The following is a 20431-nucleotide window of genomic DNA, read 5'->3' on the forward strand; positions in this document are numbered from 1 at the left end:
GTCGGGGAACCGATGCGCAGGCGCCCCGTCAGAAGTTGTATTGCAGATATAGCTGGCTGAAATTTATACCAGGATTCGGCTCTTTGATACCACCGTTCGACATATGCTGGAAGCGAAAGCCTACCTGGTAGTTCTGCCTGGCGCCGAAGATCATGCCGACGCCCACCATGTCCGCGAACTGAAACGCCGACCCCACGCTGAAATCCTCCGTGATGCGTGTGTGCGAGAGCAGCCGCACGCCGACGCCGGCCTCGATGAACGGCCGGAAATAACCAGCGCTCTTCACGAAGCGGACCACCGGCGTGATGCCGAACTCCCAGATGCTCGGGTGTACCGCGTTATCCTCGGTCGTATGCCAGTAGGAAACATGCCCTTCGCCGATGAACGTGAAGTGGAACCCGCCGGTTTCCCACCAGATCAGGTCCGGATCCCATGACAGACCGAGATCGATTTTCTTGATATCGCGGTTGGCGACGCCGCCTGCGATTTGCACGCCGAACCGGTCAGCGTGCGCCGCCGCCGAAACGAAGCCAAGCGCGACGCACACAACCAGACGGGACAACGGACGATGCCACGGAGTCTTGTTTTTATACATGAGCACCCCAAATACTCTCGGATAACGGGTGTGTTTCACTAATCGATGCTGTCTGGCGAATTTCAGTGAGATTAGACAGCAGTTGCAGATATAGCGTCTGGTTGCGATGTTTTGTTAAATTATCTTTCGTTACAACCCGAAACCACGGTAACTCATTCGAACACCAATCCAGAGTCGCTTGAATTTTCCGCTCCCAGCGCAACAGTCTGTCCTATTGATCCCGCAAATTCGATAGTTTTTGTGGGAACTCCCACATTCCCCGTCGCTCTAACACTTAGCACTCACTGAACCGGAGTGCTAATATCGTGTCTGACTTGTCGCCGTGTTAAGCGGCGAATGAATTGTTGATAAGGAGCTTATGAGCGTGACCAATGCGATGACCCTTCCGAATGTTGTGAACTCGGCACCTGCCAAGGCATCTTCGGCAGGCGCGCTGACGTACGCACAGTCGTCGATGCTGACCGGCCAGATCGGCAACATCGATTCATACATACAAGCAGTGAACCGTATTCCGATGCTGTCGCCGGCAGAGGAACGTCAGTACGCCACCGAATTCCGTGAGCAGGGCAACCTGAACGCGGCGCGCCAGCTCGTGCTTTCGCACCTGCGCCTCGTCGTGTCGATCGCCCGCAACTATCTGGGCTATGGCCTGCCGCACGCGGACCTGATCCAGGAAGGCAACATCGGTCTGATGAAGGCTGTGAAGCGCTTCGACCCTGAGCAAAACGTGCGCCTGGTGTCGTACGCAATGCACTGGATCAAGGCCGAGATTCACGAGTACATCCTGCGCAACTGGCGCATGGTGAAAGTTGCGACGACCAAGGCGCAGCGCAAGCTGTTCTTCAACCTGCGTAGCCACAAGACCAGCCATTCGGCGTTCACGCCGGACGAGATCGAAGGTCTCGCAAGCGAACTGAATGTGAAGCGCGAGGAAGTCGCGGAGATGGAAACGCGTCTGTCGGGCGGCGATATCGCGCTCGAAGGTCAGGTCGAGGACGGCGAGGAAGCGTTCGCGCCCATCGCCTATCTGGCTGACTCGCACAATGAGCCGACCAACGTGATCGCCGCACGCCAGTTCGACAAGCTGCAAAGCGATGGCCTCGCCGAAGCGCTCGAGTCGCTGGACGAGCGCAGCCGCCGCATCATCAAGGCGCGCTGGCTCGACGTGCAGGACGACGGCTCGGGCGGCATGACGCTGCATGAACTGGCCGACGAATTCGGCGTGTCGGCGGAGCGGATTCGCCAGATCGAGGCAAGCGCCATGAAGAAGATGCGCTCGGCCCTGCACGACTTCGCGTAACACCTGACTGTGCCTTAGAGCAAGTTGCGAAGCCCGCTGTCGAAAGACGGCGGGCTTTTTCTTTGGCCGCACCCCAAATACAAACGGCGCCCGAAGGCGCCGTCTGCTTTCAACCATCGACTATTGCATCAAGTCGGCATCAGGCCGGCATCGGCGCTGCGCCGCTGCCGCCCGCCGACAGGCGCGTGCTCAATTGCGCCGCATATCGCTGAGCCGCAGCGCCCACGATGATATGGAACGTATCGGTAGACATCCACGCGACATCCAGCGACGACAAACGCTGACGATCCACCGAAGACGGATCGCGCACGACCACGCGCAGGCGCGTCTGCGCTACCGCGTCGAGCGAAGCGACGTTGGTCGCGCCGCCGAACACCGCGAGCCAGCGGAACGGGTCCGGATCGAGCGGGCCGGGCGTCTGGTCGGCGCTCACTGCTGATCCTGCCGCTGCCGGTTGCGCCGGTGCGGACGAGGCGGGCGTCGCGCCACGCGTCGACGAATGCTCCAGTTCACCACGGATTTCATCGGCGATCAGGTCCGCTTCCGGCCCGATGATCACCTGCACGTTGGTCGCGCCGCGCTTCAGCACCCCACGCGCGCCGGCTCTCTTCAACTGCGCTTCCGACACCTTCTCCGTATCCGCCACCGACAGACGCAGACGCGTCGTGCAGGCATCGACGAGCGTCAGGTTGGACGCGCCGCCCAGCGCCGCGATGTACTTCGACGCACGCGTGTTCGACGCGGACACGGCAGCCGCGCCCGGAACCGGCGGGATCAGGCCGCCATCGACGGTTTGCGTGAGGTCGGTTTCGGCGTCGGTCGTGGCGGGCTCGCGGCCCGGCGTCGCCATGTTGAACTTGCGGATGAAGAAGCGGAACAGGCCGTAGTAGACGACGAAGTACACCGCACCCACCACGAGCGCCAGCCACCCGCGCTGCGACAGCCCGTAGTTCAGCACGTAGTCTATCGCGCCCGCCGAGAACGTGAAGCCCAGATGGATGCCGAGCGCGGAACAGATCGCGAGCGACAAGCCCGTCAGCACCGCGTGGATGCCGTACAGCACCGGCGCCAGGAACATGAAGCTGTATTCGATCGGCTCGGTCACGCCCGTGAGGAACGCGGTCAGCGCCATCGAGAACAGCAGGCCGCCGACGACCGCGCGGCGATCCTTCGGCGCTTCGTGGAACATCGCGAGGCATGCGGCCGGAAGACCGAACATCATGATCGGGAAGAAGCCGGTCATGAAGCCGCCCGCGGTCGGATCGCCCGCGAAGAAGCGATGCAGGTCGCCGTGCACGACCGCGCCGCCGCCCGGCGGCGTGAACGAGCCGAACACGAACCACGCGAGCGAGTTGATGATGTGATGCAGACCCGTCACCAGCAGGATGCGGTTCAGCACGCCGAAGACGAAGGTGCCGAGCGCGCCGGCCGTCGTCAGCCAGTTGCCCGCGGCGTCGATGGCCGCCTGCACCGGCTGCCAGATGTAGCCGAAGACGATGCCGAGTATCAGACACGCGACGCCGGTCACGATCGGCACGAAGCGCTTGCCGCCGAAGAACGCCAGATACTCGGGCAGCTTGATGTCCTTGTAGCGGTTATACAGATAGCCGGCCACCATACCGGCGATGATCCCCGACAGCACGCCCATGTTGAGCTTGTCGTTGATGTCCTTCATCACGGCCACTTCGATCAGATAGCCGATCGCGCCGGCGAGACCCGCCGTGCCGTTGTTGTCCTTCGCGAAGCCCACCGCCACGCCGATGGCGAAGAGGAGCGGCAGGTTGGTGAAGATCGCATCGCCGGCGTCGGCGATCATCTTGATGTTGAAGACGTCGGGCTGGCCGAGACGCAGAAGCAGGCCGGCCACCGGTAGTACGGCGATCGGCAGCATCAGCGCGCGGCCTAGTCGCTGCATTTTTGCAAACGGGTTGGCGTCCATCGGGTTCTCCAAAAATATAGGTCTTGTCGTTGCTGCTTGAGGATTGCTGGAAAAAGGCTCCGTGAAACCGGCGGAAAAGTTATTCCTGTGGCCAGATTTCGCGGCTTGCCGCTCTTACTGCCTGCGCCGATTCGAGCGCGAGGCAGTCCTCGGCGCGCTGGCGGCACAGTTGGTAATCGAGATTGCGCACGCGCGCCTTGATGCCCGGCACCGAACCCGGATCGACCGACAACTCGGTTACGCCCAGGCCGACGAGCAAGGGCGCCGCGACCGGATCGCCGCCGAGCGCGCCGCACACGCCGACCCACTTGCCGTGCTTCTCCGCGCCCTGCACCGCCGCCTTGATGAGGCGCAGCACGGCCGGATGCAGGCCGTCGGACTGCGCGGCGAGGTCGGGCTGGCAGCGGTCCATCGCGAGCGTGTACTGCGTGAGATCGTTGGTGCCGATCGAAAGGAAATCCGCGTGTTTCGCGAGCTGGTCGGCCAGCAGCGCCGCCGACGGCACTTCGATCATCACGCCCACTTCGATAGGCCCCGTGCGGCCCGCTTCGCGAGCCAGTTCGTCGATGCGCGCACGCAGGCGTTTCAACTCGGCGACATCGGTGACCATCGGCAGAAGAATGCGCACCGCGCCGATCGGCTGCACGGCGAGCAGGCCGCGCAACTGGTCGTCGAGCAGGTCGGGGCGCACCTGCGCGAGACGAATGCCGCGCAGGCCGAGTGCGGGGTTTTCTTCGGGTGGCAACGTCAGATAATCGACTTCCTTGTCCGCGCCGACATCGAGCGTGCGGATGATCGCGGTGCGGCCGGCGAGCGCATCGACGATGCCCTGATAGCTTTCGGCGTGCTCGGCCACCGTCGGCGCAGACTGGCGATGGATGAACAGCAACTCGGTGCGCAACAGGCCGACGGAATCGGCGCCGTTTTCGACCGCGGCTTTCGCATCGTCGAGCGTCGCGATGTTCGCGGCGACTTCGATCGCGCGGCCGTCCTTCGTCGATGCCGCCTGCTGCGACATCTTGCGATTCGCCTCGCGCACGCCGGCGAGACGCTCGCGCTCGGCGCGGGCGCGTTCGACGTCGAGTTGCGTCGGCGCATGCTCGATGCGGCCCGCGGAGGCATCGACCACGACTTGCGTGCCTTCGGGGATCGCGTGCAGCGCATCGCCGATCGCGACGAGCGCCGGAATGCCCATCTGGCGCGCGATGATCGCCGCGTGCGAAGTCGCGCCGCCGCGCGCCATGACGAGCGCGGTGACGCGCGTGCGGTCGATCGACGACAGATCGGACGGCGTGAATTCGGTGGCCGCGAGCACCGCTTCCTGCGGCAACTCCAGAGCCGCGGTGTTGGTCAGGCCGAGCGCGCGCAGCACGCGCTTTTCGATATCGCGCAGATCGGCGGCGCGCTCGGCGAGCAGCTCGTCCTGCACGTTGTTCAGCAGCGCGATCTGCGCGCGGATCGCCTCGCGCCACGCGAAGCCCGCGCTCTTGCCGAGGCTGATCAGATCGCGCGCGGCATCGACGAGCGTGGGATCTTCCAGCAGCACGCGATGCACCGCGAAAATGCCCGCTTCGCCCACCGCGCCACGCTGCGACGCCGTGCGCACGGTTTCGCCGAGTTCGGCGTCGACCTGGGCGATGGCTTTGTCGAGCGCACGGCTTTCCGCCGCCGACGAACCGGCCGCCTGCTCCGGCGGCACGATGTCCTGATCGTCCCAGCGCACGAGCTTGCCCACCGCGATGCCCGGCGCCGCGCACACGCCCGCGAGCGTGTTCGGCGGCAACGGCTCGCCTGATGCGCGCGCCGCGACGACGGGCGCCGGCGACCGGTCGCGCGCAGGCGACTCTTCAACTTCGCCGGCAGCCGCGCGCAGCAACTCGGCCGCCACCGCTTCGACCGCCTGATGCGCCTGCGCCCCGATACCGACCAGTTCGATGGTCGCGCCCTCGCCCGCACCCAGACCGAGCAGGCCGACGACGCTTTCCACCGGCGCCTTCTTGCCCTCGTAACGCACTTCGACCTTGGCGTCGAAGCCGCGCGCCGCTTCGCGCGCCCGCGCCGCCGGACGGGCGTGCAGGCCGCCCGCGTGAGCAAGCGTCAGGCTGCGGCGCGCCTCTTCCATCACCACGGCGCCCGAGCGCGCGGTCTCCGCTTTCTCGCCGCTCTTCGCGCGCAGCACCAGCAGGCGCGAGCCCGCTTTCGACACGCCGCGCCCGGCGCGATCGACGACATCGAAGGCATCGCCGTTCGCGACCGCGATCACCGAGACCAGGCTCGGCGCGTTCCGCGCGACGTAATCCGCGTTGAATTCGATCAGCGGATCACCTGCGCGCACCGCCGCGCCCTGCTCGACGATCGGCGCGAAACCTTCGCCGCCGAGCTCGACCGTATCGATGCCGATATGCACCAGGATCTCTGCGCCCTCTTTCGTGCGCAGCGTCACTGCGTGATGCGTGCGCGCGAGATGCGTGATGGTGCCGTCGCAAGGCGACACGAGCACATTGTCGAGCGGATCGATGCCGATGCCGTCACCGAACATGCCTTCGGCGAACACGGGATCGGGCACGTCGGCGAGCGGCACGACGGGGCCGGTGAACGGCGCGAGCAGCACGACGTCGTTCGGGTTATCGATGGAATGGTTCAACAGGGACTCCTCGGCACGGCGCATCGGCTTGTCTCACTCAATGGGTTTCGGTGACCTTGTTCAGGTGGCGCGGCGCGTCGGGATTGCGCCCGCGCGCGGCGGCCAGACCCGCGGCCATCACATAGAACGAAAGAATCGCGGCGATCGGATCGAGCGCCGGGTGATCGGTGGCGACCAGCGGCAGCTCCGCTTCGGGCACGTCGCCGGGCGCGGCGAGCAGCACACGCGCGCCGCGTGCGCGCATGTCGGCGGCGAGCTGGATGAGACCCGCCTGTTCCGGACCGCGCGGCGCGAACACGAGCAGCGGATAGTCGCGGTCGATGATTTCCATCGGTCCATGACGCACTTCCGCGCTGGAGAACGCCTCGGCCTGAATGCCCGAGGTTTCCTTGAGCTTGAGGGCCGCTTCCTGGGCAATTGCCAGACCTAGCCCGCGGCCGATCACGATCATGCGATCCACGTTCGTGAGTTCGCTCACGGCGCGCGTCCAGTCGAGCTTGCCCGCCGCGCGCAGCGCGTCCGGCAGCGTCTTCAGCGCGTTGAGCAGTTCGTGGTCGCGCTGCACGTGCGCGATCACGATGGCCGACAGCGACAGCATCGCGATATAGCTCTTGGTCGCGGCCACCGAAAGCTCGGGACCGGCGAGCAGCGGCAGGAAGTATTCGCACGCGTCTTCGAGCGGCGAGCCGACAACATTGACGGCGGCGACGGTGAACGCGCCCGCATCGCGCAACGCCTGCATGGTGCCGACAAGGTCCGGGCTCTTGCCCGATTGCGAGAACGCGACGGCCAACTGGCCCGACACGCGCAGCGGCGCCTGCTGGAGCGTGGCGACGGACATCGGCAGCGAGGCGACCGGCACGCCGATGCGGCTCATCGTCAGGCTGGCGAAGTAACTGGCGGCGTGGTCGGAACTGCCGCGCGCGACCGTCAGCGCGACATTGCGCGGCTGCTCCCTGAGCTTTTCCGCGAGCGCTTCGATGCGGGACGTGTCGGCGAGCTGAGCCGCGACGACATCCGCGGACTCCAGCGCCTCATTAAGCATATTCGACAATTGACTCTCCTTCGACGTACGTGGCGGTCAGCGCGTGTTCCCGGTCGAGCACGACGAGATCGGCCCAGGCACCGCGCGCGATGCGGCCGCGGTCTTCGAGTCCGAGGTAGTCGGCGGGATAACGCGACAGGCGATTCGAGACATCCGCGAGCGGGATGCCCAGCGAGACGAGATTGCGCAGCGCCTGATCCATCGTCAGGGTGCTGCCGGCGAGCGTGCCGTCCGCGAGACGCACGCCGCCCATGCATTTGGTGACGTGCTGGCTACCCAGGCGATATTCGCCGTCGGGCATGCCGGCGGCCGAAGTGCTGTCGGTGACCACGTACAGACGCGGGATCGCGCGCATCGCGGCGCGGATCGCGCCCGGATGCACGTGCAGCAGATCGGGAATGAGCTCGGCGTATTCGGCGTGCGCGAGCGCCGCGCCGACCATGCCCGGGTCGCGGTGATGCAGCGGCGACATGGCGTTGAACAGATGCGTGAAGCCGCGCGCGCCGTGCTTGAGCGCGTTCACGGCGTCGTCGTAGGTGCCGAGCGAATGGCCGAGCTGCACGCGCACGCCGCGCGACGCCATTTCCGAGATGATGTCCAGATGGCCCGAGATTTCCGGCGCGATCGTGACGACGCGGATCGGCGCGAGCTCGAGGTACTTCAGCACTTCGTCGCGCACCGCGACTGCGGCCGCGTCCGGTTGCGCGCCGAGCTTGCCGGGATTGATGTAAGGACCTTCCAGATGCACGCCGAGCATGCGCGCACCACCCGCGGCGCGATGCTTCGCCTGTACGCCCAGGCCGGCGACGACTTCCATGAGTTCGTCGCGCGGCGCGGTCATGGTGGTGGCGAGCAGGCTCGTCGTGCCGTGCTGGGCGTGCTGGCGCGCGACGGTGTCGGCGGCGTCGCCGCCTTCCATGATGTCGCGCCCGCCGCCGCCGTGCACGTGCAGGTCCATGAAGCCCGGCAGGATGTACGGCGCGTCGTTCGCGAGCGGATCGGCGATATGGCCTTCGAGCGCCGTCACGCGGCCGTTCTCGAAACGAATCGTGCCGTGGATCCAGCCATCGGTCGTGAGTATGTTTCCTTTCAGCATGAAGTTCTCTGGAAGTGCGCGATGCTTGATTGAGGTTCAGCGCCGTCCGCGCCGTGCTGCGAGCAGGCTTCCGTAACGGAAGAAGCGAACGGCCTCCCTGGTCCCTCTCGTTTTCGTGTCAACTCTCGTGTTGCCTGTGACGTCATGCGTCTGTGCCGACGCTTATCGATGCAGCTCGGCGACGAAGTCGTAGTAGTCGTCGCGGCAGTAGGTATCCGTCAATTCGATCGCGCGCTGATCCGCCGAATAGCCGACGCGCGTGATGACCAGCAGCGCGGCGCGCGGCGCCACACCCATCAGCCGGGCGATTTCGGCGCCCGCGTTCACCGCGCGAAAATGCTGCAACGCGCGCACCACCGACGACCCGCGCTCCTCCAGATACCGATAGAGCGACGCGCCGATCGCGAGCGGCTCCGGAACGACCGCGACAGGCAAGGCCGAATGCTCGACCGCCATCACGATGCCGTCGGCGCGACGCAGTCGCCTCAGGCTCGCAACGGCCGCGCCCGGAGGCAAGCCAAGACGCACGCTTTCGTCTCGATTCGCTGCTCGCACTCCGCGATCCAGCCAGATCGAATCTGGCCGAAAGCCACGCTGCTCCATTTTTCTGGTGAAACCGGTGAGCCTGGAAAGCGGATCTTCGACGCGCGGCGTAATGAAGCTGCCCGCTCCACGCACGCGCCGGATCAAACCTTGTTCGACGAGCAACGCGATGGCTTTTCTCGCCGTGATTCGTGACACCCCGACGCGCTCCGACAGCGTGCGTTCGGACGGAAGCGCCTCGCCCGCCGCCCAGGAGCCCGCATGAATTGCCTTGGCGAGACGCGAGGTCAATTGAAGATAAAGCGGCGTGTCGCTGCGAGGGTCGGGCATCAGGTCCTGCCAGCGGTACTCCATCAGCGGCGCCCGGTCGTCGAATTGGAGCCCATTATATAACCAACATAATACCAGTCAATTCTAAGATGACACTTCAACGAACACATTAAAATCTCAGCCAAATCAATAAGTTAAAAACTGTTTAGCGGATCGTCCGGAAACAAGCTGGGCATACGGACTTTCCCTTACATGCAGTCCAGTTGATGAATTGGTTCCTTACTTGCCGGAATACCCATTTTTTGGGTTGCTGAGCGCTTTTTCGGGCATTTGCGTATTCGCACGCTCGTTCTTCTTTGGCACAATAGTCCCATTAGTTCGGATTCACTATTAATTTCAACAAAAGACGAGAGACTGACGTGATGGGCTGTCCTGATCCGAGCCGGGCCGTCGAAGCGGTACGCCGCTTCAACCGTTTCTACGCGCGCCACACCGGTGCGCTCCATGAGCGGCTGCACAAAAGCTGCTTCTCACTGACCGAGATGCGAATTCTTCACGAGTTGGCACAGCAGCGGGCCAGCACGGCCGCGGACCTATCGCGCAACCTCGGGTTGGATACCGGCTATCTCAGCAGGTTGATCAACAATTTCCAGAAGCTCGGTCTCGTCGTGCGACGAAGAAACGAGTCCGACGGACGCGCACACCTGCTGACGATCACGCCAGAAGCGAAAGCCCAGGTCGATGAGATCGACCTGCATATCTCCGCGGAAACGGGCCTGCTGCTCAAGCGCCTGACCGCCGGCGAGATCGAGCAGCTTTGCACCGCAATGGCGGACGTCGAACGGTTACTGTCGTCGACATGCGGCGAAGGAGAAATCCGCTTGCGCGCGCCGCGCAGCGGTGACTTCGGCTGGATGATCGAGCGCCACGCGCATCTCTATCCCGGTCCGCGGCCGAGGCTCTCCAGCGAGGCGCTCGCGGCGAAACGAGTGGCGAACTTCCTCGTCGCCATGCAGGCGAACAAGCCGCGCATTGCCTGCTGGATCGCGGAGCAGGACTCGGCAACACGCGTTGGCGCTGCCTTGCTTACTGCGGAGTCCGAAACGCGGGCGCGGATCGAGTTGCTGTTCGTCGAACCGGGCGTGCGCAGACGCGGGCTCGGTGAACGACTCGTGGCCGCGTGCGCGAACTTCGCCCACGGCGCTCGTTACGAACAGGTGATCTGTCGCCTGGACGAGCCTCAGCAAGACCTCTGTGCACTGCTCGAGCGAACCGGCTTCACGCCGGAGTCCGACGAAACCACGGGTATCGTGTGGCAGCGGGAACTGCAACAGTTGTATGTCGACTGAGGTTTCTCGGGCCGCAATGCAAAACGGCGTCCCGCAGGACGCCGTTCCTAAGTACAAGCTCTTTGGCGTTCAGAAAGAAGGCACGACCGAGCCCTTGAATTCGCTCTTCAGGAATTGGCGCACGTCATCGGACTGGTATGCAGCGACCAGCTTCTTCACCCACGGCTGATCCTTGTCTTTGGCGCGCACTGCAATCAGGTTCGCGTACGGGCTGTGCACGTCCTCGAGGGCGATGGCGTCCTTGGTCGGCTGAAGGCCGCCAGCCAGCGCGAAGTTTGTATTGATCGCGGCGGCGTCGACATCGGCGAGCGTGCGCGGGAGCTGCGCTGCGTCGAGTTCGACGAGCTTGACCTTCTTCGGATTCTCGGCCACGTCGAGCGCCGTCGCGTTGTTTCCGTTCGTGCCCGCTCCCGCTTTCAGCTTGATCACGCCTTGCGACTGCAACAGCAGAAGCGCGCGGTTCTCGTTCGACGGATCGTTCGGCACCGCGACCTTCGCGCCCTGCGGCAGATCCTTCAGCGACTTGAGCTTCTTCGAGTACACGCCGAGCGGCGAGATGTAAGTCAGTCCGGCGTTCACGATCTTGTAGCCGCGCTGCTTGACCTGACTGTCCAGATACGGCTGATGCTGAAAGCTGTTCGCGTCGAGATCGCCGGCATCGAGCGCCGCGTTCGGCTGCACGTAGTCGTTGAATTCGATCACTTTCACATTGAGCCCTTCGCGCTTGGCGACCTTCTGCACGACTTGCCAGATCTGCGCGTCGGGACCGCTGATCGTGCCGACCTTGATCACCTTGTCATCGGCGTGAGCGGCGAGGCTGGTGAAGAGCGCGGCGGACGTCGCGATGGCGGTAATGGCTTTGAGCAAATTTCTGCGCTGCATTGTGTTCCTGTTTCGGTGATGCGTTCTTGCCGCGGGATTGCCTGATTCTTCATCGACCTGCGAATTTCACGCACAATCTGTCGAGGTGACGGATGTTCGCACAACCATGGTGCGAGCGGAAATACAGAATGCTCATGTGGATATCACGGGCCGCGTGGTAAGCGTGTCGTGCGGATAGAATCGCAACAAAACATCGCAAATCTTTGCGCTCGAGGGCGACTCATCATGTACGTGATCAATTTGCGCTATACCGGCGCGCTGGCCGAAATCGACGATGCGCTCGAAGCCCATCGCCTCTATCTCGAACGTTATTTCGCCGCGGGCGTGTTCGTCGTCGCGGGGCCGAAGGTGCCGCGCGAAGGCGGCATCATTCTGGCGTCGGGCATCGAGCGCGAGCGGCTCGATGCGATCATCGCGGAAGACCCGTTCGCCCGGCAGAAGCTCGCCCACTACGACATCATCGAGTTCAAGGCGATGCGGCTTGCGCCCGGACTGAATTTGCCGGAGCCGTCATCGGAAGTCTGAAATGAAAAGTGGCCCGCGTGGGCCACTTTCTCCATCAGTCGATCAGCAGCTTCAGGTCGTGAACCCAAGGCTCCACGCCCTGCCCGTCACGCGCGAAGAGACGGAGCTTGCCGTCCTTGTCGAAGACGTAACTCGCGGCGGTGTGATCCATCGTGTAATCGTCGGGCGTCTTGCCTTGCGCCTTCGCGTAGTAGACACGAAAGTCCTTCGCGACCTGCGCGAGCTGCGCATCGTTCGCCGGACGTAAGCCGATATACGAAGGATTGAACGCTGCCACATATTGACCGAGCAGATCGGGCGTATCGCGCGCCGGGTCGACGGTGACCATCAGCACCTGCACGTCCTTCGACTTGTCGCCGAGCTGCTGCATGGCTTGCGAGAGTTCGGCGAGCGTCGTCGGGCACACGTCCGGGCAATGCGTATAGCCGAAGAACAGGACGACCGCCTTCCCCTTGAAGTCGGCCAGCGTGCGCGTCTTGCCGTGCGTATCGGGGAGCGAGAAATCGCTGCCGAACTGCTTGTTGCCGGTGATGTCGAGATTCTTGAAATCGGGCGCTTTCTCGCACGCGGAAAGCAGCGCCACGAACATGAGCAGCGCGAAGATACGACGAAAAATGACCGTCATGCGCCAATCACCGTGCGCACATAGTGATCCACGAGCAGCGCGCCGAACAGCAGCGAAAGATAGACGATCGAATAACGGAAAGTCCTGCGCGCGAGCTCATCGGAATAATTGCGATACATCTTCCACGCATAACCGATGAATCCTGCGCCGAGCGCGATCGCGCTCGCCAGATACACGACGCCGCTCATGCCCGAGATGTACGGCATCAGCGTGACCGCGAACAGCACCAGCGTGTACAGGAAAATGTTGAGCAGCGTGTACTTTTCACCGTGCGTGACAGGGAGCATCGGCAGGCCGGCGTTCTCGTAGTCCTTGCGGCGATACAGCGCGAGCGCCCAGAAATGCGGCGGTGTCCACACGAAGATGATGAGCACGAGAATCCACGCGTCGCCGGGCACATGCCCCGTGACTGCGGCCCAGCCGAGCGCGGGCGGCATCGCGCCCGAGGCGCCGCCGATCACGATGTTCTGCGGCGTATAAGGCTTGAGCAGCAGCGTGTAGATGACCGCATAGCCGACGAACGTGGCGATGGTCAGCCACATCGTGAGCGGATTCGTGAACGTGTAGAGCGTCCACATGCCGATACCGCCGAGCACCGCCGAGAAGGTCAGAATCTGCGTCGTGGTGATCTGGCCGCGCGCGGACGGACGCCACGCGGTGCGGCGCATTTTCGCATCGACTTTCTGTTCGACGAGACAGTTGATCGCGAACGCAGCGCCGGCGAGCAGCCAGATGCCGACGGCGCCGCCGATGAGTTTGTCCCACGGCACCATGCCCGGCGTGGACAGGAACATGCCGATGACGGCGCAGAACACGGCCAGCTGCGTGACGCGCGGTTTGGTCAGCGCGAGATATTGCGATGCGCGGCTACCGAAGGGGGAATTGAGTGTCGTGCTATCCATGATGTGGAGTCACGCTGAAACGACGTCGCGCGCGGGAACCGCGGCGCGGCCGGGACGGCTGGAAGAGATTCGAAAGTTTAGCATAACGAGCAGCAGCAACAGGATGGCGGCCCCGCCGTTGTGCGCCACGGCGACCGGCAACGGCCACTGCAACACGATGTTCGACATGCCGGTCAGGAACTGAATCACGATCAGCAACAATACGCCATTCGCGGGCTTTCGCAGCGATTCGAATCGTCGCAGCCGGAGCGCAAGCCACAGCAGGTAAAGCACGACCACGACCGCGAACGTGCGATGGGTCCAGTGAATGGCGACGAGCGCGTCCTGCGAGATCACTTCGCCGTCGCCGGTCATGCCGAGCGCGCGCCACAGGTGAAAGCCGTGCTCGAAGTTCATCGGCGGAATCCACTGGCCGTTGCACAGCGGAAAGTCCGTGCAGGCCAGTACCGCGTAGTTCGTGCTGACCCAGCCGCCGAGCGCGATCTGCACCACCAGCAGCAGCAATCCGAATGCCGCGGCGGGCATCCAGCGCGCGGTGGCGGAATCGAGCGATGGAATCGGCGTCATGCGCGCTGCGAGCCAGCCGAGCACGCCCAGCAGCGCGAGCCCGAGCAGCAGATGCGTCGTGACGATCACGGGTTGCAGCTTGAGCGTGACCGTCCATGCGCCGAACGCGCCTTGCAGGAGAATGAGCGCCAGAATGCCGGTCGGCCACCACGGCGACACATGCAGCGGACGCTTCTTCACACGCGCAGTCCACGCGATGATCACCTGCGCGATGATCAGCACGCCGATCGCCATCGCGAAATAGCGATGCAGCATCTCGATCCACGCCTTGACCATGCTGACCGGGCCGGTGGGCATCGCGTGATACGCGGCGCTGATCTGCGCATGCGCGATGAACGGCGACGACGTGCCGTAGCAGCCCGGCCAGTCCGGACAGCCGAGGCCCGAATCGGTCAGTCGCGTGAAACCGCCGAACATGATCAGATCGAGCGTCAGGAACGTGGTGAGCCAGACCAGCTTGCGGAACTTGTTGTCATCGGCCTTGACCCAGACGTACGAAAGCGGCAGCAGCGCGATGCATATGCCGATCAGACCGAGTTGCAGTAAAAACATGCTCTTCTACCTTCGTCCTGCGTTTTAGCCGATGCGCGACCACTTCAAGAGCTTCGCCAGATCCGCGTTGATCTTCTTCGGATCGGGATTCTTCGGGAAGCGCATCATCAAGTTGCCGTTCGGATCGACGAGAAAGATGTGATCCGTGAGCTTCGCGCCGTCGTTCACAGGCAGCCACGCCGCGACGTCCTTCGCGCTGGCGATGAGCATGCGTGTGTCCGGCTGCGGATACGCGGTCTTGATGACGTCCGAGACCGGCTTGTCATCGGTGCGCAGCCAGACATTGACGACGCGCTCGCGCTCGCCCGATTGCAGCACGCGCACCTGGCGCATGAAATACAGGCGCGTGGCGCATTGCTCGTCGCACTCGCTGCCGTTCACGGTGATCATCAGCCATTTGCCTTCGAGCGACTTGAACGGCAGGCTCTGGCCTTTCTCGTCGGTGACCATCAGTTGCGACGGAATCGGCCGTTGCGGCTCGATCAGCGCGCCGTAACTCGACGTTCCGCCCGCTGGCTTGAACACGTAATACATCAGATAGGACGCGATCACCGGCGCCGCGCAAACGAGCGCGAGCAGCACGAGCATCCAGCGGCCGCTATGCCAGGAGCCCTTCTTCGTGGTTCGTTGCTGCGCGGTGGCAGTGGAGCGTTGTGATTGCATCGGTATATACGTATCTGTTCGGTCGGTGCTTCAGGCGTGGTGTTCGGCTTCGTCGTCGCTTTCTTCGCGATCGTCGCCTTTCTTGGCGGCGCGGCGCGCGGCGTACAGGCCGAAGCCGATGGCCGCCGCCGCCATGCCCCACCACTGGAACATGTAGCCGTAGTTTCGTTCGACGCCGAGCGTCGGCGCGGGCCAGTCGCGCACGAGCTTGTCGCCGGTATCGTTCGTCTGCTGGATCACGAAGGGCTGGAACGCGAGCCCGGTCTCGGCGGCATACGCCTTTACATCCAGATTCTGACGAATCTCCTTGTGCGCAGCCGATCCGCCCTGCCCCAGCTCGAACGCCTGCGACGCATTCGCGCGCGCGATGCCTGTTACGTCGACCACGCCCTTCGGCGTCTCGTACGGCTCGATGCCCGTGCGGTCCGCCAGGTTGCGCGGCAGCCAGCCGCGATTCACCAGCACGTAGCCGCCGCCCTCGAGTTTAAGCGGCATCACGACATAAAAGCCTGGCTGGTCGTTATACGGACGATTGTCCAGATACACGACCCGCTCCGGCATGAACTCGCCGCGCGCCTGTACACGATGAAACTCGATGGACTTGAGCGGGATCGGCGCGACGCCGACCTGCTGCGCCGGCGCATTCTCGAACGCGACGATTCGCGCGTTGAGCGCTTCCTTCTGATGCGCGCGATCGCGTTGCCAGAAGCCCAGGCGCACCGTCACGGCGACGACGATCAGAATCACGAGCGTGGGCCAGAAGCGGATCTTCATGCTGCACACCTTAGCGCGAGCATGCGAGCCGGTGCTGCACGGCGCAATCCATCGAGTGAGATAATGAGATGGTTCAATTCAATACTGCTCAACGTGGTTTCTGAGCAAAATCGCTGGCTGGTTTCATGCACATCATCGTTGCTATCGCATTCATCCTCATCATTGGCAGCCTGGGTTCGGCGCTCTACTTCATGATGAACGACCGGGGCCGGACAAAGCGGATGGTGTGGTCCCTCGCCGCGCGCGTCGGGCTGTCCATTTCCCTCTTCCTCTTCATCCTGTTCGCGCACTGGATGGGCTGGATTCAATCTTCGGGCATCCCCATCGGACGTTGAGGACGATAACCCGCGGCGCGGACTGCGCCCTACGAGACGAATTGTCGCGCCACGGCTCTTTCGCACGCGCATTCATCCGCCCCCTGGAAACGCAACGCCGCCCCTTGAGACTTCGAGGGCGGCGTGTTGATCACTGCTTCTATGCTCTCGGACCGGCGTCGCCGCCGGTCTTGCATCGCGGACGGCTAAACGCGCCCGCTCCGGTATTCGCTTACAGCCAGTAGACGACGACGTACAGCCCCAGCCACACGACGTCGACGAAGTGCCAGTACCACGCGGCGCCTTCGAACGCGAAGTGGTGATCGGCTGTGAAGTGCCCGCGAATCAGCCGGACCATCACGACGGCGAGCATCGTACCGCCCAGGAACACGTGGAAACCGTGGAAGCCGGTCAGCAGGAAGAACGTCGAGCCGTACACGCCGGAGGCGAGCGTCAGGTTCAGTTCGTTGTACGCGTGAAAGTACTCGTAGCCCTGGCAGAACAGGAAGGTGATGCCGAGCAGCACCGTCGCGCCCAGCCAGATGATCGCCTTCTTCCGATGATCTTCACGCAGCGCGTGGTGAGCCACCGTCAGCGTGGCGCCGGAGGACAGCAGCAGCGCCGTGTTGATGGTCGGCAGCGGCCACGGCACCATCGCGCGGAAATGACCGACCAGCGCGGCGGGACCGTTGTTCGGCCACACGGCGGTGAAGTCCGGCCAGATCAGCTTGTAGTCGAGGCTGCCGAGCTGATGCATCGCGATCTGGCGGGCATAGAACAGCGCGCCGAAGAATGCGCCGAAGAACATCACTTCGGAGAAGATGAACCAGCTCATGCTCCAGCGATACGACACATCGACGCGCTTGCCGTACATGCCGCCTTCGGATTCGGAGATCGCGTCGCCGAACCAGTGCCACAGCACGAACAGCACGAACAGCAGGCCGATGAACGTGCCGACAGGCCCGAAGCTATGGCCGTTCACCCAGGACGCCAGCGAGGCCAGCATGATCAGCAAGCCGGTTGCAGCCATCACCGGATGCCGCGACGGATGCGGCACGAAATAGTACGGGCTCTCGTTTTGACCGCTCATTATTGATTCTCCACTTCGATCCAGTTGCTTGAATTTTCTTTCGACGCCGCGCGCTCAACCGATACGCCCGGCGTTCCGTCTATCCCACTACCGCACGCACGACCAGCAGCAACACGACGATGAACAGCACCGCGCCGATGACGCCCGCCGCGATCAGATGCAGCGGATTCAGTTGCGCTGCGTCGCTTTCCAGGTCGGCCCGGCGTCGCACGCCGAAAAACGACCAGAACACCGCCTTCATGAGCTTCAAGAACCCGCCCTTCTTGCGCGGCTCCGTGTTCATGGCGATCACGACCCGTTCGCCGCGCTCTTCGGCGCGTCGAGCTCGAAGAACGTGTAGGACAGCGTGATCGTCTTCACGTCCTTCGGCAGCTTCGGATCCACGACGAAGACCACCGGCATGCGCTTCGATTCCTTCGGCGCCAGGGTCTGCTGCGTGAAGCAGAAGCATTCGATCTTGTTGAAGTACTCGGTGGCCTGCTTCGGCGCATAGCTCGGGATGGCCTGCGCCTTCACCGTGCGATTCTGCTCGTTGGTCACGTCGTACATCACCGTCATCACTTCGCCGGGATGGATGTCCATCGAGTTCTGCTCCGGCTTGAACTGCAGCGGGCCGCGCGCGTTCGCATCGAATTCGATCGAAATCGTGCGGCTCATGTCCACCTGCGTGTTCTTCGCCTCGCGCGCGCTGACGTCGCGCTGCACGAGGTTGTTGATGCCGGTGATCTGGCAGATCGCGCGATACATCGGTACCAGCGCGAAGCCGAAGCCGAACATCAGCGCCGCCACGATGAAGAGCTTCACCAGCATCGACCGGTTGAATGACCGGTCGATATGCGAATTTTCCTGCTGAGTGGACACGTTGCTTTCCTACCCTCGCGACAACAGGTATTGCCGGACGACGATACCCAGAAAGAAGACGGCGGCAATCAACATCATGATGATTCCGAGCCGCTTGTTGCCCGCGCGGATTTCTTCGGGCGTGCGTCTTTTTTGTGGATTCGGGGCCATGCGTTCTCTTGCTTGCGGTCTGCGAGGCTTCCCTGAGGAAGGCCTCGCAGGCCTTCGATGCTATTTATTCAACCGTCGGCGGATGCTCGAACGTATGGAACGGCGCCGGGCTCGGCACGGTCCATTCGAGGCCTTCCGCGCCATCCCACGGCTTGTCGCCGGCTTTTTCCAGCTCGCCGCCGCCGCGATACGCCGGTAGCGCGACCGCGAACAGGAAGTACACCTGCGAGAGGCCGAAGCCGAACGCGCCAATGGTCGCGATCTGGTTGAAGTCGGTGAACTGCGCCGGGTAGTCCGCATAGCGGCGCGGCATGCCCGCGAGACCCAGGAAGTGCATCGGGAAGAACGTGACGTTGAAGGTGATCATCGACGCCCAGAAGTGGATCTTCCCGCGCATTTCGTTGTACATCCAGCCGGTCCACTTGGGCGACCAGTAGTACCAGCCCGAGAACAGCGCGAACAGCGAGCCCGCCACCAGCACGTAGTGGAAGTGCGCCACCACGTAATAGGTACCGTGCATCTGGATGTCGAGCGGCGCCATCGACAGGATCAGACCCGTGAAGCCGCCCATCGTGAACACGAACAGGAAGCCGATCGCGAACAGCATCGGGGTTTCGAACGACAGCGCGCCGCGCCACATCGTGGCGACCCAGTTGAACACTTTCACGCCCGTCGGCACCGCGATCAGCATCGTCGCGTACATGAAGAACAGCTGGCCCGTCACCGGCATGCCGGTCGCGAACATGTGGTGCGCCCACACCATGAACGACAGGATCGCGATCGACGCGGTTGCGTACACCATCGAGCTATAGCCGAACAGCGGCTTGCGCGAGAACGCCGGGATCACCTGCGACACGATCCCGAACGCCGGCAAGATCATGATGTACACCTCGGGGTGGCCGAAGAACCAGAAGATGTGCTGGTACATGACCGGGTCGCCGCCGCCCGCCGCATTGAAGAACGACGTGCCGAAGTGACGGTCGAACAGCACCATGGTGATCGCGCCCGCCAGAACCGGCATCACGGCGATCAGCAGGTACGCGGTGATGAGCCAGGTCCACGCGAACATCGGCATCTTCATGAGCGTCATGCCCGGCGCGCGCATGTTCAGGATGGTCACGACGATGTTGATGCCGCCCATGATCGACGACGCACCCATGATGTGGACCGCGAAAATCGCGAAGTCCATGCCCGGGCCCATCTGCGTGGAAAGCGGTGCGTACAGCGTCCAGCCCGCGGCCGTTGCGCCACCCGGCACGAAGAACGAGCCGACCAGCAGAACCGCAGCGGCCGGCAGCAGCCAGAAGCTGAAGTTGTTCATGCGCGCGAACGCCATGTCCGATGCGCCGATCTGCAGCGGCACCATCCAGTTCGCGAAACCAACGAACGCCGGCATGATCGCGCCGAACACCATGATCAGGCCGTGCATGGTGGTCAGCTGATTGAAGAACTCGGGGCGCATGATCTGCAGGCCCGGCTCGAACAGCTCGGCACGGATGCCGAGCGCCATCACGCCTCCGGAGAGGAACATGATGAAGGAGAACAGCAGGTACAGCGTACCGATGTCCTTGTGGTTGGTGGCGAGCAGCCACCGGCGCCAGCCATGCGGCACCTCGTGCGCATGGTCGTGCGCGTGGTCGTGACCTGCGCCTACATCGTGTCCGATGCTAGACATGACAATCATCTCCTAAAGCGAATACTCGGGGCACTTGGCAATGACGCGTGGTTTTCCGTTGCGTTTGGCG

General features: G+C 63.3%; 21 protein-coding genes. 4 read left to right on the top strand and 17 right to left on the bottom strand.

Features of this window, described 5'->3' with window-relative positions; translation table 11 throughout:
* Nucleotides 1-28: 28 nt before the first annotated feature.
* Nucleotides 29-595, bottom strand: a complete 567-nt coding sequence (locus AWB79_RS01335) for an acyloxyacyl hydrolase (RefSeq protein WP_061165569.1) — start codon at nt 593-595, stop codon at nt 29-31.
* A 364-nt stretch (nt 596-959) separates the two neighbouring features.
* Between AWB79_RS01335 and rpoH the strand changes: the two genes are divergently transcribed.
* Complete coding sequence (gene rpoH, locus AWB79_RS01340; protein ID WP_061165920.1) at nt 960-1895, top strand: RNA polymerase sigma factor RpoH; 936 nt, start codon at nt 960-962, stop codon at nt 1893-1895.
* 139 nt (nt 1896-2034) lie between these two features.
* Here rpoH and nagE read toward each other — a convergent pair whose 3' ends face one another.
* The 5 genes from nagE to AWB79_RS01365 form a co-directional block, all read right to left on the bottom strand.
* Nucleotides 2035-3834 carry an N-acetylglucosamine-specific PTS transporter subunit IIBC gene (gene nagE / locus AWB79_RS01345; RefSeq protein WP_061165570.1) on the bottom strand — a complete coding sequence of 600 codons (1800 nt, stop codon included), beginning with the start codon at nt 3832-3834 and terminating at the stop codon, nt 2035-2037.
* A gap of 79 nt (nt 3835-3913) precedes the next feature.
* The gene (gene ptsP, locus AWB79_RS01350; RefSeq protein WP_061165571.1) at nt 3914-6502 is read right to left on the bottom strand and encodes a phosphoenolpyruvate--protein phosphotransferase; all 2589 of its coding nucleotides are present in this window, start codon (nt 6500-6502) and stop codon (nt 3914-3916) included.
* 13 nt (nt 6503-6515) lie between these two features.
* Nucleotides 6516-7523 (bottom strand): SIS domain-containing protein, encoded by a 1008-nt coding sequence (locus AWB79_RS01355; protein WP_061165572.1) that lies wholly within the window; start codon nt 7521-7523, stop codon nt 6516-6518.
* The gene (gene nagA, locus AWB79_RS01360; protein WP_061165573.1) at nt 7516-8619 is read right to left on the bottom strand and encodes an N-acetylglucosamine-6-phosphate deacetylase; all 1104 of its coding nucleotides are present in this window, start codon (nt 8617-8619) and stop codon (nt 7516-7518) included. Before nagA ends, AWB79_RS01355 begins: the two co-directional genes overlap by 8 nt.
* 162 nt (nt 8620-8781) lie before the next feature.
* Nucleotides 8782-9516 carry a GntR family transcriptional regulator gene (locus AWB79_RS01365; RefSeq protein ID WP_061165574.1) on the bottom strand — a complete coding sequence of 245 codons (735 nt, stop codon included), beginning with the start codon at nt 9514-9516 and terminating at the stop codon, nt 8782-8784.
* Nucleotides 9517-9854: 338 nt separating this feature from the next.
* On the opposite strand from AWB79_RS01365, the gene AWB79_RS01370 reads away from it, so the two are divergent.
* A complete protein-coding gene (locus tag AWB79_RS01370; RefSeq protein WP_061165575.1) occupies nt 9855-10781 on the top strand; it encodes a bifunctional helix-turn-helix transcriptional regulator/GNAT family N-acetyltransferase in 927 nt (308 codons plus the stop codon).
* 69 nt (nt 10782-10850) lie between these two features.
* Here the strand turns inward: AWB79_RS01370 and AWB79_RS01375 are convergent, their stop codons facing one another.
* A complete protein-coding gene (locus AWB79_RS01375; protein WP_061165576.1) occupies nt 10851-11663 on the bottom strand; it encodes a MetQ/NlpA family ABC transporter substrate-binding protein in 813 nt (270 codons plus the stop codon).
* Between the two features lie 225 nt (nt 11664-11888).
* Between AWB79_RS01375 and AWB79_RS01380 the strand changes: the two genes are divergently transcribed.
* Nucleotides 11889-12188 carry a YciI family protein gene (locus AWB79_RS01380; protein WP_061165577.1) on the top strand — a complete coding sequence of 100 codons (300 nt, stop codon included), beginning with the start codon at nt 11889-11891 and terminating at the stop codon, nt 12186-12188.
* Nucleotides 12189-12222: 34 nt separating this feature from the next.
* Here AWB79_RS01380 and AWB79_RS01385 read toward each other — a convergent pair whose 3' ends face one another.
* Genes AWB79_RS01385 through AWB79_RS01405 form a run of 5 tightly spaced genes read right to left on the bottom strand, consistent with a single transcriptional unit; the run spans nt 12223 to nt 16271 of the window.
* Nucleotides 12223-12813 (bottom strand): SCO family protein, encoded by a 591-nt coding sequence (locus AWB79_RS01385; RefSeq protein WP_061165578.1) that lies wholly within the window; start codon nt 12811-12813, stop codon nt 12223-12225.
* Nucleotides 12810-13715, bottom strand: coding sequence for a heme o synthase (gene cyoE, locus AWB79_RS01390; RefSeq protein ID WP_061165579.1), 906 nt, complete (start codon nt 13713-13715; stop codon nt 12810-12812). The genes AWB79_RS01385 and cyoE overlap by 4 nt, the downstream gene beginning before the upstream one ends.
* Nucleotides 13716-13724: 9 nt before the next feature.
* Complete coding sequence (locus AWB79_RS01395) at nt 13725-14834, bottom strand: COX15/CtaA family protein (protein WP_061165580.1); 1110 nt, start codon at nt 14832-14834, stop codon at nt 13725-13727.
* A 24-nt stretch (nt 14835-14858) separates the two neighbouring features.
* Nucleotides 14859-15497, bottom strand: coding sequence for an SCO family protein (locus AWB79_RS01400; protein ID WP_061165581.1), 639 nt, complete (start codon nt 15495-15497; stop codon nt 14859-14861).
* A gap of 30 nt (nt 15498-15527) precedes the next feature.
* On the bottom strand, nt 15528-16271 hold the full coding sequence (locus tag AWB79_RS01405) for an SURF1 family protein (protein ID WP_061165582.1): 744 nt from the start codon (nt 16269-16271) through the stop codon (nt 15528-15530).
* A 125-nt stretch (nt 16272-16396) separates the two neighbouring features.
* Here AWB79_RS01405 and AWB79_RS01410 point away from each other — a divergent pair, with 125 nt between their 5' ends.
* The gene (locus tag AWB79_RS01410; protein ID WP_061165583.1) at nt 16397-16606 is read left to right on the top strand and encodes a twin transmembrane helix small protein; all 210 of its coding nucleotides are present in this window, start codon (nt 16397-16399) and stop codon (nt 16604-16606) included.
* Between the two features lie 211 nt (nt 16607-16817).
* Here AWB79_RS01410 and AWB79_RS01415 read toward each other — a convergent pair whose 3' ends face one another.
* The 5 genes from AWB79_RS01415 to ctaD form a co-directional block, all read right to left on the bottom strand.
* Nucleotides 16818-17675 (bottom strand): cytochrome c oxidase subunit 3, encoded by an 858-nt coding sequence (locus AWB79_RS01415; RefSeq protein WP_061165584.1) that lies wholly within the window; start codon nt 17673-17675, stop codon nt 16818-16820.
* 79 nt (nt 17676-17754) lie between these two features.
* Nucleotides 17755-17958, bottom strand: a complete 204-nt coding sequence (locus AWB79_RS01420; RefSeq protein WP_061165921.1) for a DUF2970 domain-containing protein — start codon at nt 17956-17958, stop codon at nt 17755-17757.
* Between the two features lie 5 nt (nt 17959-17963).
* A complete protein-coding gene (locus tag AWB79_RS01425; protein ID WP_061165585.1) occupies nt 17964-18536 on the bottom strand; it encodes a cytochrome c oxidase assembly protein in 573 nt (190 codons plus the stop codon).
* Between the two features lie 9 nt (nt 18537-18545).
* Nucleotides 18546-18686, bottom strand: a complete 141-nt coding sequence (locus tag AWB79_RS39965; RefSeq protein ID WP_086972134.1) for a cytochrome oxidase small assembly protein — start codon at nt 18684-18686, stop codon at nt 18546-18548.
* Between the two features lie 64 nt (nt 18687-18750).
* Nucleotides 18751-20361 carry a cytochrome c oxidase subunit I gene (gene ctaD / locus AWB79_RS01430; RefSeq protein WP_061165922.1) on the bottom strand — a complete coding sequence of 537 codons (1611 nt, stop codon included), beginning with the start codon at nt 20359-20361 and terminating at the stop codon, nt 18751-18753.
* Nucleotides 20362-20431 lie beyond the last annotated feature (70 nt).

Source organism: Caballeronia hypogeia, from assembly GCF_001544875.2.
Classification (GTDB): domain Bacteria; phylum Pseudomonadota; class Gammaproteobacteria; order Burkholderiales; family Burkholderiaceae; genus Caballeronia; species Caballeronia hypogeia.

What these genes read in the sequence shown, in the direction of transcription:
- AWB79_RS01355 (WP_061165572.1), bottom strand. Translation starts at nt 7,523, where the DNA reads ATGCTTAATGAGGCGCTGGAGTCCGCGGATGTCGTCGCGGCTCAGCTC.
- ctaD (WP_061165922.1), bottom strand. Translation starts at nt 20,361, where the DNA reads ATGTCTAGCATCGGACACGATGTAGGCGCAGGTCACGACCACGCGCAC.
- AWB79_RS01410 (WP_061165583.1), top strand. Translation starts at nt 16,397, where the DNA reads ATGCACATCATCGTTGCTATCGCATTCATCCTCATCATTGGCAGCCTG.
- AWB79_RS01335 (WP_061165569.1), bottom strand. Translation starts at nt 595, where the DNA reads ATGTATAAAAACAAGACTCCGTGGCATCGTCCGTTGTCCCGTCTGGTT.
- AWB79_RS01380 (WP_061165577.1), top strand. Translation starts at nt 11,889, where the DNA reads ATGTACGTGATCAATTTGCGCTATACCGGCGCGCTGGCCGAAATCGAC.
- cyoE (WP_061165579.1), bottom strand. Translation starts at nt 13,715, where the DNA reads ATGGATAGCACGACACTCAATTCCCCCTTCGGTAGCCGCGCATCGCAA.
- AWB79_RS01385 (WP_061165578.1), bottom strand. Translation starts at nt 12,813, where the DNA reads ATGACGGTCATTTTTCGTCGTATCTTCGCGCTGCTCATGTTCGTGGCG.
- AWB79_RS01375 (WP_061165576.1), bottom strand. Translation starts at nt 11,663, where the DNA reads ATGCAGCGCAGAAATTTGCTCAAAGCCATTACCGCCATCGCGACGTCC.
- nagA (WP_061165573.1), bottom strand. Translation starts at nt 8,619, where the DNA reads ATGCTGAAAGGAAACATACTCACGACCGATGGCTGGATCCACGGCACG.
- AWB79_RS01405 (WP_061165582.1), bottom strand. Translation starts at nt 16,271, where the DNA reads ATGAAGATCCGCTTCTGGCCCACGCTCGTGATTCTGATCGTCGTCGCC.
- AWB79_RS39965 (WP_086972134.1), bottom strand. Translation starts at nt 18,686, where the DNA reads ATGGCCCCGAATCCACAAAAAAGACGCACGCCCGAAGAAATCCGCGCG.
- AWB79_RS01400 (WP_061165581.1), bottom strand. Translation starts at nt 15,497, where the DNA reads ATGCAATCACAACGCTCCACTGCCACCGCGCAGCAACGAACCACGAAG.
- AWB79_RS01415 (WP_061165584.1), bottom strand. Translation starts at nt 17,675, where the DNA reads ATGAGCGGTCAAAACGAGAGCCCGTACTATTTCGTGCCGCATCCGTCG.
- nagE (WP_061165570.1), bottom strand. Translation starts at nt 3,834, where the DNA reads ATGGACGCCAACCCGTTTGCAAAAATGCAGCGACTAGGCCGCGCGCTG.
- AWB79_RS01395 (WP_061165580.1), bottom strand. Translation starts at nt 14,834, where the DNA reads ATGTTTTTACTGCAACTCGGTCTGATCGGCATATGCATCGCGCTGCTG.
- AWB79_RS01420 (WP_061165921.1), bottom strand. Translation starts at nt 17,958, where the DNA reads ATGAACACGGAGCCGCGCAAGAAGGGCGGGTTCTTGAAGCTCATGAAG.
- AWB79_RS01370 (WP_061165575.1), top strand. Translation starts at nt 9,855, where the DNA reads ATGGGCTGTCCTGATCCGAGCCGGGCCGTCGAAGCGGTACGCCGCTTC.
- ptsP (WP_061165571.1), bottom strand. Translation starts at nt 6,502, where the DNA reads ATGCGCCGTGCCGAGGAGTCCCTGTTGAACCATTCCATCGATAACCCG.
- AWB79_RS01365 (WP_061165574.1), bottom strand. Translation starts at nt 9,516, where the DNA reads ATGGAGTACCGCTGGCAGGACCTGATGCCCGACCCTCGCAGCGACACG.